The following is a 13,049-nucleotide window of genomic DNA, read 5'->3' on the forward strand; positions in this document are numbered from 1 at the left end:
CAAAGGCCTTTGTTCTTACGCGATGCAAAAAGGCCGGATCATTCGATCCGGCCTTTTCGTATTTCATTCCGCACTTTTCAGAGCATGTATTGATCAGACAAAATACTGCGCACCGTTGGCAGAGATTGTCGAACCATTGATAAAGCCCGCATCGTCCGACACGAGGAATTTCACCGCACGTGCGATTTCTTCTGGTTCGCCCAAACGCCCGGCTGGAATCTGTGCGATGATGCTTTCGCGCACTTTCTCGGGAACGGCCATAACCATGTCCGTCCCAATGTAACCGGGGCATACGGCATTGGCGGTAATGCCCGCGCGTGCGCCTTCCTGGGCCAGTGATTTGATGATGCCCAGATCGCCCGCTTTGGTCGCGGCATAGTTTACTTGGGCAAACTGGCCTTTTTGACCATTGATCGAACTGATCACCACGATACGACCGAATTTGCGTTCGCGCATGCCGGGCCAGATCGGGTGGACGGTATTGAATACGCCGGTCAGGTTGGTGTCGATGACTTCTTTCCACTGCTGTGGGGTCATTTTATGGAATGGCGCATCGCGGGTGATGCCCGCGTTGGCAACGACCACTTCGATTGGACCCAGGTCGGCTTCTACCTTTGCAATGCCCGCAGCGGATTCCTCATAATCGGCGACATTCCATTTGTAGGTTTTGATGCCGGTTTCTTTGGTAAAGGCGGCAGCGGCCTCGTCATTGCCTGCATAAGTTGCGGCGACGCTGTAGCCCGCGTCTTTTAATTCTTTGGAAATAGCTGCGCCGATGCCTCGGCTGCCTCCGGTGACCAGTGCGACTCGGGACATTTAGATCCTCCTCAAAGGGTAGTGATATTTCAATTCAAGCGGCAGGCGCGCAATTATCTTGCGCGCCCATCATTCTTAGGGACGCTCAAGGCACATGGCAACACCCATACCGCCGCCAATGCACAAGGTTGCGAGACCTTTTTTCGCGCCGCGGCGCTGCATTTCAAAAAGCAGCGTGTTCAGGATGCGCGCACCGGAAGCCCCGATTGGGTGACCGATCGCGATGGCACCGCCGTTGACGTTGACGATTGCTGGATCCCAGCCCATGTCCTTGTTCACGGCACAGGCCTGTGCGGCGAAGGCTTCGTTGGCCTCAACAAGATCAAGGTCTTCTGCCTTCCAGCCCGCTTTTTCCAGTGCCTTGCGTGATGCATAGATGGGGCCGACGCCCATGATGGACGGGTCCAGACCGGCGGTGGCATAGGACGCAATCCGTGCCAATGGGGTGATGCCGCGCTTTTCGGCTTCATCCGCGCTCATCAACAAGGCACCGGCGGCACCGTCGTTCAGACCGGATGCGTTGGCCGCGGTGACTGAGCCATCCTTGGTGAAGGCGGGGCGCAGTTTTTGCATGGCCTCCATGGTGGCACCGTGGCGAATGTATTCATCCTGGTCGACAACGATGTCGCCCTTGCGGGTTTTGACGGTAAAGGCGGCGATTTCGTCAGCAAATTTACCGGCCTTCTGCGCAGCTTCGGCCTTGTTCTGGCTCGCGACGGCAAATTCGTCTTGCTGATCACGGCTGATCTGCCATTTCTCGGCGACGTTTTCGGCCGTTTGACCCATATGGTAGCCGTTGAACGCATCCCACAGACCATCACGAATCATCGTGTCGATGAATTGCAGATCGCCCATTTTCTGACCGGCACGCAGGTTTTGTGCATGGGGCGAAAGCGTCATGTTTTCCTGCCCACCCGCAGCGACGATAGACGCATCGCCGAGTTGGATGTGCTGTGCAGCCAATGCCACGGCGCGCAGGCCGGAACCGCAGACCTGATTGATCGACCATGCGGCGCTTTCCTGTGGCAGACCTGCATTGATATGCGCCTGACGGGCAGGGTTTTGACCCTGTGCGGCGGTCAGCACCTGACCCAGAATGGTTTCGCTAACCTCGGACGCATCAACGCCTGCACGGGCGACGATTTCCTTGAGCATGGCGGCACCCAAGTCATGGGCGGGTGTTGTGGCGAACGAACCCCCAAAGCTGCCAACGGCAGTACGGGCGGCGGATGCGATGACGACGTTGGTCATGAAATATTGTTCCTCTACCTAGTTGGCCGAGGATAATCTGTCGCGGCATCCATCATTGTACGCAGCGACTCCCCCACCTTGTCAGGCAGTCATAACGGATGCGCCGCATCGCGGCAACGGGGCCTGCGCTTTTGCCGCGTGCCCGATGTGCATGACTTTGCCTATCCGCTGGAACGAATTGCCGGATTACGAAGCCAGGAAGGACGCGTTGTTGGGGCGCTGAAATAATACCCTTGCAGGCAATCAACGCCCATTTCAGTAAGCACGGCCGCATCTTGCGCATTTTCAACAAACTCCGCCACTGTCAGCATATCAAAATGGTCAGCGATCGAGATCATCGCGGCGGTTAACGCCCTGTTATCCGCGTTGTCAGCGATGCCTTTGATGAATTCACCGTCAATCTTGAGGATATCAAAATAGAAATCCTTGAAATACCTGATCGCCGTGTGCCCGGCCCCAAAGTCGTCCAACGCGAAACAGACCCCAAACGGTTGAAGTTCATCCATCAAATCTGTGACCAATTCGGGCACCGTCATCGCCGAACTTTCAGTGATCTCAAGGATCAAGCGTTCCCCGATGGTTTTGTCACGATTGAGAAACCGCCGGATCATCTGATTCCATGATTTGTAGCCAATGGAACGCGCAGACATATTGATTGACAGGCGTAGGCCGGGATTGTTTTGCAAGGCCAACAGCCCTGCACGCAGTGCAAGAACGTCAATCTGCCGACCTGTTTCGGTGTTTTCGATGACTGGCATGAAATCGCGGGCGGGAATGACGCGGCCCGTCGCGTCCATCACTCTGATCAAACCTTCAAAAAAAGCCACTTTGCTATGATCGCTGGCCCGCATGACCGGTTGATAGGCCAACAGCGTTTGTTTGTATTCAATCGCATCTTTCACCATCTCCAGTGTCGATTTATCACGCTGTGTGACAGCGTAGTTCAACGGATTTTCAGAACCCGGTGCGATATCGGCGAGCCGACGTTTGAATTGACTTACCACGGTGTTACACTCTTCATTGTCTGGATACGTTTGTTGCTGAGAAAGTCATAACGTAACCTTAAAGCGCTGATTTATCGCCAATTTTAAGGGCCACCTAATTGGCCAAAGCCAGGAAGACGCGACATGGAGCGATGTGGATGGGCCGGGCTGGAACCAATATACGTAGACTATCATGACACGGAATGGGGCGTGCCGGAATACGACAGCCGTGCGCTGTGGGAAAAGCTGATTCTGGATGGATTTCAGGCAGGGTTGAGCTGGATTACAATTCTGAAGAAGCGCGATAATTTTCGTGAGGCGTTTCAGGGCTTCGATCCCAATAAAATTGCTGATTGGTCCGTTGAAGATGTTGAAAGATTGCTCGGGAACCCGGGGATCATCCGCCATCGTGGCAAAATCGAAGCGACAATAAACAACGCCCGAGCCTGGCAAAAGATAGAGGCCAACGAAGGTTTTGATGCCTTCATGTGGCGCTATGTGGATGGCGTGCCGTTACAAAATAGATTTTCGACCCAGGCCGATGTGCCGCCGTCCACCAGACTTTCAGAACAAGTGTCAAAGGATTTGAAAAAAGAAGGGTTCAAATTTTGTGGACCAACAATTGTTTATGCATGGATGGAGGCCTGTGGATTGGTGAATGATCATATTCTGACCTGCCATCGGCACGACGCATGCGCAGCGTTGGCCAAACCCCGTTGACTCCGCCCCATCACCCCGTATAAGCGCGGCTTCATTGGTGTTGGTGGCCCTCGCAAGGGGATGCCTGTCGGGGGAAACCCAGAGGACAACGCCCTTTAATAACTTAAAGGAGAACAGCCGTGACAAAACGCACCGCTGCCAAACATAAACTTGACCGTCGCATGGGCGAAAACATCTGGGGCCGTCCGAAATCCCCAGTAAACCGCCGTGAATATGGCCCCGGCCAGCACGGTCAGCGCCGTAAGGCAAAGATTTCCGACTTCGGCATTCAGTTGCGCGCCAAGCAAAAGCTCAAGGGCTATTATGGCGACCTGACCGAAAAGCAATTCCGCCGCATCTATGGTGAAGCTGAGCGTGTCAAAGGCGATACAGGTGAAAACCTGATTGGTCTGCTGGAACGTCGTTTGGACGCGGTTGTGTACCGTGCCAAATTCGTGGCGACCGTATTTGCCGCACGTCAGTTCGTGAACCACGGCCATGTTCGTGTGAACGGCAAGAAAGTGAACATCCCGTCGTACCGCGTAAAAGAAGGTGACGTGATCGAAGTGCGTGACCGTTCCAAGCAGATGGTCGCTTTGCTTGAAGCCACACAATTGGCTGAACGTGACGTGCCTGACTATATCGAGGCCGATCACTCCAAGATGACCGCAACATTCGTGCGCACCCCTGCATTGGGTGATGTGCCATATCCGGTGATGATGGAACCAAACCTCGTCGTGGAATTTTACGCCAAGAACTAAGCCTTGGCAGTCCAAGCATCAAAAGGCCGTCCCATGGGGCGGCCTTTTTCGTTGTGGCCGCGCAATTGCCACCTGTGCTGCCAAATGTGGCCGTTTTTGCCGCATAGTCAGATCGTGTCCATATCGGTCAAAAACCTACCACTAATCCTATGAACGCACAGTATCGAACCGCGCAAGAGCGCCATGACCAAATCCACACACAAGCAACCCTTTTGGCTGGACCGCCGGATGGGCTGTGCAAGCGTGCCGTGCAATACCATCATATCTACCGGGCATCGGGTGGCATCTTTTGCTTTGCGTTGATCGCCGCCCACGGGGCGGTCTGGGCCCAGTGGTATCTGAAAATAGCGAGGATCGGCGCGATTATTTTGGCCCTGTTGGATCGGCGTGCGCCCGGAAACTATCCCACCCGCATGGCGCATTTTGACGCCTATACCGGCGCGCTGAAAGACATAAACCGGCGGGTGATGATCAAAGCCTATACCATTTTACACTTTGCCAAAGACGGTATGGATGACAGCGCCCTCGTGGATGATCTGCCTAGCGAGATCGTCATTGAAATACGACGCCTGTTGGCCAGGCAGATGTCTGGGCACCCAGCAACTAATGCCGAAAAACGCGTGCTTTACGAAGCCTTCTTTCGCTGGGAACAAGACAATGCAGTTGGTCCAAGTGTCGAAGCGGCAATGGCTGCATTTGACTGGCCCTTGGTGCGCGGTCTGTGCCTGCGACCTTGGGTCTGGTTTTCGTACTTCCGGGCAGGGCGCAGCCTTAACTTCAAGGATTTCACCAGTGCTGAGGAACGTGTCGAAAAGGCATTGGCAGCGTTCGATATGGCGGCACTGCGCGGATGGAACAAGGTTGACAGATCATTGCGGCTCAACCCATTTGTGCGTCGCCTCACAACAGCGCAGTGACGCCACTGGATTGCGCAAAGGACAAACCCACTGGTCATGGCTGGGGGGCGGCGTTAGAACGGCCCCATCTATAGGGAAACTGCCAACATGACTGCGATCACGCCACAACCGGGCATCATGGATATCGACCTTTATCAAGGGGGTGCTGCACATGTGGCAGGCCTAGATAACGTGGTAAAGTTGTCTTCGAACGAAAACCCACACGGGCCAAGCGAGGCAGCGCTTGAGGCATACCGCCGTGCGGCATTTGAATTGCACCGCTATCCATCCTCTGACCACGCCCCGCTGCGTAAGGCAATCGCCGAGATTCTTGGATTGGATGCAGACAGGATTATCTGTGGTGCCGGTTCGGACGAGATAATTACCTTTCTCTGTCAGGCTTACGCTGGTCCGGGGACAGAAGTGATTCACACCGAACACGGCTTTGCAATGTATCGGATTTCGGCACTCGCGGCCGGGGCCACACCGATTGAGGTGGCTGAGCGGGAACGCGTGACAGATGTGGATGCAATTCTCGGAGCCTGCACCGACGCCACAAGATTGGTCTTTATTGCCAACCCCAACAATCCAACAGGCACGATGATAGGGTTGGGCGAAATTACGCGGCTGGCGGACGGCCTGCCGTCTCAGTCCCTTTTGGTTCTCGATGGTGCCTATGCCGAATATGTCGATGGCTATGATGGGGGTGCTGCACTTGTGGATACACGCGAAAACGTGGTTATGACGCGCACATTCTCCAAACTTTATGGCTTGGGCGGATTGCGCATTGGTTGGGGGTATGGACCGGCGCATGTCATTGACGTGCTCAACCGCGTGCGCGGCCCGTTTAATATTTCACAATCAGGGCTTAATGCGGCAGAGGCCGCAATTCGTGACACGGCCTACGCCACCTTTTGCCGGACTGATAACGCGCGTTGGCGCACATGGATGGCGGATGCACTTGCGGAAATCGGCGTGCCGTCCGATGTCTCATGCGCAAATTTTATTCTGGCGCGCTTTGCCTCACAGGTTGAGGCGGAAGCCTGCGATGCGCATCTGCAATCTCAAGGGCTGATTGTGCGACGTGTGGGGGGGTACAACCTGCCCAATTGCTTGCGGATCACGGTCGGCGACGAAAGCAGTTGCCGCCGCATTGTTCATGCTGTCCGTCAATTCAAGAACGGGGGCGCAGATGGCTCAGGTGTATGACCGCGTTGCTCTAATTGGCCTTGGCCTGATTGCCTCGTCGATGTTCTGGGCGATGAAACGCGGCGGGTTGGCAGGCGAAGTTGTGGGGTTTGCCCGCAGCGCGGAAACCCGCGATACTGCCCGCGAAATTGGGCTATGTGATCGGGTCTGCGATACGCTGTTGGAGGCGGTTGAGGGGGCGGACCTTGTGGTGCTTTGCGTGCCGGTCGGGGTCATGGGGGCGATAGCGGCAGATATGGCCGCGGCGCTGAAACCCGGGGCCACTGTCACGGACGTGGGGTCAGTCAAAGCGGATGTGATCGCACAGGTCGGTCCACAATTGCCACAAAACGTGCATTTTATCCCCGGTCATCCGCTGGCAGGGACAGAGCATTCCGGGCCAAAGTCCGGCTTTGCAGAGTTGTTTGATAACCGCTGGTGCCTGTTGGTGCCATCCGAAGGCACCGATCCGGCTGCCACAGAAAAGTTACGCGCACTTTGGGAAGGGATGGGGGCCAACGTCGAGGAAATGGACGCGGAACATCACGATCTGGTCCTGGCCGTGACCAGCCATGCACCGCACCTCATTGCCTATACAATGGTTGGCGTCGCGGACGATCTGCGCCGGGTGACAGACAGCGAAGTGATTAAGTATTCTGCCGCAGGATTTCGCGATTTTACCCGGATTGCGGCCAGTGATCCAACAATGTGGCGCGATGTTTTCCTGAGCAACAAAGAGGCGACGCTCGAAATTCTGGGCCGTTTCACAGAGGAGCTTTTTGCGTTGCAGCGGGCCATCCGTCAGGGTGACGGCGACCATCTGCATGATTATTTCACCCGCACCCGCGCCATCAGGCGCGGTATTATCGAGGCCGGGCAAGACACTGATGCCCCAAACTTTGGTCGGGAAGTTGGCAAGAAATGATCCGTCCTGCGCTGATACTTTCCTTGGTGTTGGCCCAGGCCGCATGGGCGTCACCCACAACATCAAAGCGTCCCGTCCAACGTGGCGGCAACGTGGTTCTGCCGGTTGAGGTTGCACCTTCGGGAGCCATCACACCGCCGATTGGGGATGCGCAAACCCAAGACGCGCGAAGACCGCGCGGCGGTCTGATGTTATCACTGCGCCCGTTGTTTAGGTCCAGCAAAGTTGAGAAACAGGCCCGCGCGCAACGCCAGATGAGGGCGAAAGGTGCGGTTTGTGGTAATGTTGCCATTCAGGGTGAGGCCATTGGCAGGGTCAAAGGCAGGTTGAACGGCTGCGGCGTTGAGAACGCTGTGCGCGTGCGATCGGTATCTGGCGTTACGTTGAGCCAATCAGCGGTGATGGATTGTGTGACCGCGAATGCGTTGAAAAGCTGGTTGGAAAAGTCGGCCAAACCCGCACTGGGACGCAAAGGGGGCGGCCTCAAGAGCCTGCGGGTAGCGGCGCATTACGCTTGCCGGACGCGGAACAGTCAAAAGGGTGCCAAGATTTCAGAACATGGGCGCGGACGGGCGATTGATATTTCTGCTTTTCGTCTGGCGGACGGGTCCGAGGTCAGCGTGCTTAAAGGGTGGAACGCGAAATCGTCCAGCAAAGTGATGCGACAAATGCATGCGGGGGCCTGTGGGCCATTTGGCACCGTTCTTGGCCCGAATGCAGATCGGTTTCACCGTGATCATTTCCATTTCGACACGGCGCGCTATCGCAGTGGTCGCTATTGCAAATAATCACTGAAAGATCAGGCGTGGCGCGGGGCCCAGCCTGATGGCCCCCAGCAACATGTCCCCGTCGCGCATGGATAGGGTCAGGGTCAGATCATCCTGACTGCCGCCCAGATTAGACAGCGCACCGAGCAGGATCTCCATCTGTAAACGCTGTTCGTTCGGCAAGGCATCACTGGCGTCGACCAGAGTGATGATCTCGCGCCAGCTTGTGACGGTAACGGAAATTGTCCCGGTCGGGATGCCTGAGGGATCGATGCTCAGATCACCAGAGCCCAGCAAGCTGAGCTCCCCCCATGAGGCCTCCATTTTATTCAGCGTCACCGCGCGGGGTTGCGGACGCCTGTCAGTCAATGCGCTGCGGTCCCACGGCATGTCAAAATTGACGCTCAGGTCAGCGGTAAAGACGTCAAATGACGCAGGCCACTCTGCTGGCAGCGACAAAAGCGCGCGGGGCAAAGTGCCGGGGGTCAGATTGGCGGCGTTTACATCAATTTGGTAGGTTTCGGGGGATGCATTGTCTTGGGTCGCCGCGATATCCAGAGCGTCCGCTGACAGGATGCTGCCGTCGGAAGAGCCGATGCGCCACGCCTCGCTGACCGCACTCAAGCTTTGCAGTTGCAGGCTTGCGCTGGGGCGCAGACGCAAATCAGCTTGGGCATCCGTCGTTTGCAATGTGAAGTGACCAACAGGTGTCATAATGTGTATCGGGGCGTCTGGCAGTTTCACGGACATATAGCCGGGCCAAAAGGCGGCCCCCGTCAGATCCAATTGCGGTGCATCGACCCTCAGACCTGTGGCGGGATCAGCAGCCGACACATCCTTGAGCCGGGCGTGCAGAAACAGCGGGAAACCGTGTTTCGAAATTTCGGCAACCTCAACCTGCCAACCCAAGTCGCGCCGGTTGTCCAGCCACGTGGTCAGCAGGTGCTGTACCCCCGAGGATGCAGCGGCCCACCATGCGGACCACATCACCAGCAGGACAAAGATCAGCCAAGCCAATCTGCGCATCGTTGATAATCCCTTTAACTCAGGCTTCAGATGCGGTTTACCCAAGCCATCAAAGAAGGACCAGCGTGATGGCAATGTGGGTATTTGGATACGGCAGCTTATTGTGGAACCCCGGTTTCACCGTCGCGGAAAGCGTGATCGCCACGCTACCGGGCTATGCGCGGTCGTTTTGCATGCGATCAATCCATCACCGTGGTACCGAAGATCACCCCGGACTGGTGTTGGCCTTGGACGAACATGTCGAAAGCGCCTGCGAAGGAATGGCGCTTCGGGTGGCGGACGGCGCTGAGGCTGATACTCTGGAATACTTGCGCGAACGCGAGCTGATCTCATCTGCCTATGTTGAAAAGAACCTCAGGATTCACCTGACCGATGGCCGGGACGTGACGGCGGTCGTGTATGTCATCGACGAGGGCCACGTCCAATATTGCGGTGGTCTGCCGCTGGAAGAGCAGGCCCAGATCATCGCGAATGCCGTCGGTGGGCGTGGGCCAAATACCGAATATCTCTATAATACCGCTACACATCTGGCAGAGGTTGGATTGCACGACCCGGCATTGGAATGGCTGCACGACAGAGTGAAAACCCTCACCACATAAATTCTTGGCATATGCCTATGTTTTCAGTGTAAGCTGCGCGCAAAGCAGGCAAAAAGGGTCAGGAGCAAGGCCGCATGGCGCAGCCAGACCGACAACAACGACCACAGTTTTCACAGCCCGTGCGCCAGATTTCTCTGATGCTCATCGTGCTGGCAATGACCGCTTTTGGCGGTTTTCTGGCATTGCCTTCGGTGCTGCCGATTTTTGCGGCGAACCCGTACCTTAACGGGTTCATCATCTTTGTCTTCATAATCGGCGTATTCGCTTGTTTTTATCAGGTGTTCCAATTGATAGGATCTGTGCGCTGGATCGAAAACTTTGCCTCAGACACACCGGACCCGGAGACAATTGCCCCACAGTTGCTGGCCCCCTTGGCCTCATTGTTGCGCACCCGAGGGGCGCGGATGCAGGTCAGTGCGACATCCACACGGTCCATTCTTGATTCCGTAGCGAGCCGCATAGACGAAGCGCGCGAGATAACGCGCTACATTGTCAACATGTTGATTTTCCTTGGCCTTTTAGGGACGTTCTATGGCCTTGCCACCACTGTGCCAGCGGTGGTGGACACCATCCGCAGCCTCGCCCCCGCAGAAGGCGAAGGCGGCGTTGATGTTTTTAGCCGTCTCATGACGGGCCTTGAGGCGCAGTTGGGCGGTATGGGCGTTGCATTCGGATCCTCGCTTTTGGGTCTTGCAGGGTCGCTGGTCGTTGGCCTGCTCGAACTCTTTGCAGGGCATGGGCAAAACCGGTTTTATCAGGAACTTGAGGATTGGCTCAGCTCAATCACCCGCATTGGCTTCAGCACTGGTGAAGAAGGCACCGGCGAGCAGCATGTCATGGGCGGCGTTATTGATCATATGACCGAACAAATGGAAACGCTGCAACAGATGTTCAGGGAATCGGGCACAAGTCGTGCGATGGTCGACGAAAAACTCGGCAAACTTGCAGATGCGGTGGACCGGATGACCACCCGGATGGAAGGGACCAACCCTTCCAATCTGGCGCTGGAACGGATTGCCGCTGGTCAGGAACGCATGATCACGGCAGTGGAGGCCCAGGGTTCCGGTGATGGCATTGACGCTGAAAGCCGAATGCGGTTGCGGTCCATCGACGTGCAGATGCTGCGCATTCTTGAAGAAATTTCAGCCGGACGGCAGGAAATTATGGCGGAATTTCGCAAGGATATCATGTCGTTGGCCAAGGCCGTATCTGAAGGGCGTTCCACAGAGCCGCGCCGGATACGACCCCTGAACAAGCCCGGCGGCGAGGGGCGCTAACCATGGCATTGTCCCGGCGGACAGGTTCGCGGTTTCAATCCTCCATTTGGCCGGGATTTGTGGATGCGATGACCGGACTTTTGCTGGTGCTCATGTTCGTGCTGACCATATTCATGGTGGTGCAGTTTGTTCTGACAGAACGGATCACCGGTCAGGAAACAGAACTTGACGCATTGGCAGGTGAGGTCGCGGCGCTGGCGCAAGCGTTGGGACTGGAAGAAAGCACCAATGCACAGCTTGAGGCACGGTTGGGTGCACTGAATGCGTCCCTTAACGACGCGCGTGGCGAAGTGTCAGAACAAGCGGCCCTGATCGCGGCACTGACAAACCAGCGCGATCAGCAAACGGCGGCGTTGAATGCCGCCGAAACGCGGATTACCAGCTTTGAAGCGCAAGTTGCAGGCCTTCTATCGGAACGCGAGATGGCGCTGGGGCAGGTGAGCGCACTTGAGAAACAGCAGGCAGATTTGCTGAGTGCGCAGGAGGCGCTTGATTTGGCACTTGCGGCGGCCCGTTCAGAAGTGGACGCGCAGGCCGAAGCCGCACGATTGGCCGCCGCCCGCCGCGAGGCGTTGGAAGCTCTGGTTGCGGATCTGCGGGCGCGAAATGCCCAAGCCGACGCGCAGGTCGCTGATCTGACAGGACAGGTTGATGCAGCGGCGGCCGAGCTGAGCGCGGCGGAGGCTGAACGTTTGGCCGAAGCAGCGGCAGCCGAAGCCCTGCGCGCGAAACTTGCAGATGCAGATACCGAACTGACTGCAATGACGCTGGCGCTTGAGGCGCAGCGGCAAAAGGCAGAAGATACTTTGACCTTGCTGGCCGCCGCCCGCGCAGCGGAGGGGGACCTGGATGACCAGCTCGCCGCAGCGCTGGTGCGCCTTGATGCGGCAGAGAGTGCAGCGAAAACCGGTGCTGAGGCCGAAGCAGAATTGGCCCGCCTGCAGCAGGAAATCATCGCATTGCGGGCCGAACGAGATGCCGCTCAAAACACCCTCGCCGCGGACCGCGACGCTCTGCGTGCGCAATTGACTGAGGCGCTGGCGGCAAAGCTGGCTGCTGAAACACTGGCCAATGATACCTCGACACAAGCCGAAAAGCGGGCGGCCCTGCTGGCTGCGGCGCAGCAAGAGCTTTCAACAGAACAGGCCGTGAGCGCGGAAGCCCAGCGTCAAACTGAACTGCTGAACCAGCAAGTCGCGGCACTTCGTTCGCAATTGGGAAGTCTCCAGGCTTTGTTGGATGACGCACAGGCGCGGGATGCGGCCAAGAATATTGAACTGCAATCACTGGGATCTGACCTGAACACGGCCTTAGCACGCGTAGCTGCCGAACAAAGCCGCCGCGCGGAATTGGAGGCGGCGGAACGCAAGCGACTGGAAGCGGAAACCAAAGATCTGGAACAGTATCGCTCAGAGTTCTTCGGCAGGTTACGTGACGTTTTGGGCTCTCAGGAAGGAGTGCGGATTGAGGGGGATCGGTTTGTTTTCTCTTCCGAGGTGTTGTTTCCACCCGGCGGCGCAGTTTTGTCGGACGATGGCAGAGGCGAAATTGCCAAGGTTGCAAGGATCTTGCAATCCGTTGCCGACGATATCCCGAGCGAAATCAATTGGGTGATCCGCGTAGATGGGCACACAGACAACGTGCCGCTGCTGGGGACTGGCGAATACCTCGACAATTGGGAGCTTTCGCAGGCGCGGGCCCTGTCGGTCGTGAAATATATGATCAACTTCCTTGGCATTTCGCCGGACCGTTTGTCAGCGAACGGATTTGGGCAATATCAGCCCGTGGCCATTGGCGACAGCGATGAAGCACGCGCCTTGAACCGGCGGATTGAGCTTAAATTTACCGAGAAATAGGTCAT

Annotated in this window: 13 protein-coding genes; 9 read left to right on the forward strand and 4 right to left on the reverse strand. The window is 56.6% G+C overall.

Annotated features, from left to right (window positions below; translation table 11 throughout):
• Positions 1-93 precede the first annotated feature (93 nt).
• The 3 genes from phbB to C1J02_RS03530 all read right to left on the reverse strand — a co-directional run bounded on the left by phbB (position 94) and on the right by C1J02_RS03530 (position 3,071).
• Entirely contained in the window at positions 94-816 is a 723-nt protein-coding gene (gene phbB / locus C1J02_RS03520; protein WP_114877200.1) for an acetoacetyl-CoA reductase, read from the reverse strand.
• A gap of 75 nt (positions 817-891) precedes the next feature.
• Complete coding sequence (locus C1J02_RS03525) at positions 892-2,067, reverse strand: acetyl-CoA C-acetyltransferase (RefSeq protein WP_114877202.1); 1,176 nt, start codon at positions 2,065-2,067, stop codon at positions 892-894.
• A gap of 161 nt (positions 2,068-2,228) precedes the next feature.
• The gene (locus tag C1J02_RS03530; RefSeq protein ID WP_205389854.1) at positions 2,229-3,071 is read right to left on the reverse strand and encodes an EAL domain-containing protein; all 843 of its coding nucleotides are present in this window, start codon (positions 3,069-3,071) and stop codon (positions 2,229-2,231) included.
• 123 nt (positions 3,072-3,194) lie between these two features.
• On the opposite strand from C1J02_RS03530, the gene C1J02_RS03535 reads away from it, so the two are divergent.
• From C1J02_RS03535 to C1J02_RS03560, 6 genes are all read left to right on the forward strand, one after another.
• Positions 3,195-3,770: a DNA-3-methyladenine glycosylase I gene (locus C1J02_RS03535; RefSeq protein ID WP_114877204.1), complete on the forward strand. Its 576-nt coding sequence runs from the start codon at positions 3,195-3,197 to the stop codon at positions 3,768-3,770.
• Positions 3,771-3,889: 119 nt separating this feature from the next.
• Positions 3,890-4,510 (forward strand): 30S ribosomal protein S4, encoded by a 621-nt coding sequence (gene rpsD, locus C1J02_RS03540; protein ID WP_114877206.1) that lies wholly within the window; start codon positions 3,890-3,892, stop codon positions 4,508-4,510.
• A 212-nt stretch (positions 4,511-4,722) separates the two neighbouring features.
• Entirely contained in the window at positions 4,723-5,427 is a 705-nt protein-coding gene (locus C1J02_RS03545; protein WP_162798218.1) for a hypothetical protein, read from the forward strand.
• Positions 5,428-5,514: 87 nt separating this feature from the next.
• Positions 5,515-6,615, forward strand: a complete 1,101-nt coding sequence (gene hisC / locus C1J02_RS03550) for a histidinol-phosphate transaminase (RefSeq protein ID WP_114877210.1) — start codon at positions 5,515-5,517, stop codon at positions 6,613-6,615.
• Entirely contained in the window at positions 6,599-7,519 is a 921-nt protein-coding gene (locus C1J02_RS03555) for a prephenate/arogenate dehydrogenase family protein (RefSeq protein ID WP_114877212.1), read from the forward strand. Before hisC ends, C1J02_RS03555 begins: the two co-directional genes overlap by 17 nt.
• Entirely contained in the window at positions 7,516-8,307 is a 792-nt protein-coding gene (locus C1J02_RS03560) for an extensin family protein (protein ID WP_114877214.1), read from the forward strand. Before C1J02_RS03555 ends, C1J02_RS03560 begins: the two co-directional genes overlap by 4 nt.
• On the opposite strand, the gene C1J02_RS03565 is transcribed toward C1J02_RS03560, so the two are convergent.
• Positions 8,308-9,312, reverse strand: coding sequence for a DUF2125 domain-containing protein (locus C1J02_RS03565; RefSeq protein WP_114877216.1), 1,005 nt, complete (start codon positions 9,310-9,312; stop codon positions 8,308-8,310).
• Between the two features lie 68 nt (positions 9,313-9,380).
• On the opposite strand from C1J02_RS03565, the gene C1J02_RS03570 reads away from it, so the two are divergent.
• From C1J02_RS03570 to C1J02_RS03580, 3 genes are all read left to right on the forward strand, one after another.
• The gene (locus C1J02_RS03570) at positions 9,381-9,911 is read left to right on the forward strand and encodes a gamma-glutamylcyclotransferase (RefSeq protein ID WP_114877218.1); all 531 of its coding nucleotides are present in this window, start codon (positions 9,381-9,383) and stop codon (positions 9,909-9,911) included.
• A 74-nt stretch (positions 9,912-9,985) separates the two neighbouring features.
• Positions 9,986-11,188: a biopolymer transporter ExbB gene (locus tag C1J02_RS03575; RefSeq protein WP_114877220.1), complete on the forward strand. Its 1,203-nt coding sequence runs from the start codon at positions 9,986-9,988 to the stop codon at positions 11,186-11,188.
• Positions 11,189-11,190: 2 nt separating this feature from the next.
• On the forward strand, positions 11,191-13,044 hold the full coding sequence (locus C1J02_RS03580) for a peptidoglycan -binding protein (RefSeq protein ID WP_114877222.1): 1,854 nt from the start codon (positions 11,191-11,193) through the stop codon (positions 13,042-13,044).
• Positions 13,045-13,049: the final 5 nt, after the last annotated feature.

It is taken from the genome of Sulfitobacter sp. SK011, from assembly GCF_003352065.1.
In the GTDB taxonomy this organism is placed as follows: domain Bacteria; phylum Pseudomonadota; class Alphaproteobacteria; order Rhodobacterales; family Rhodobacteraceae; genus Sulfitobacter.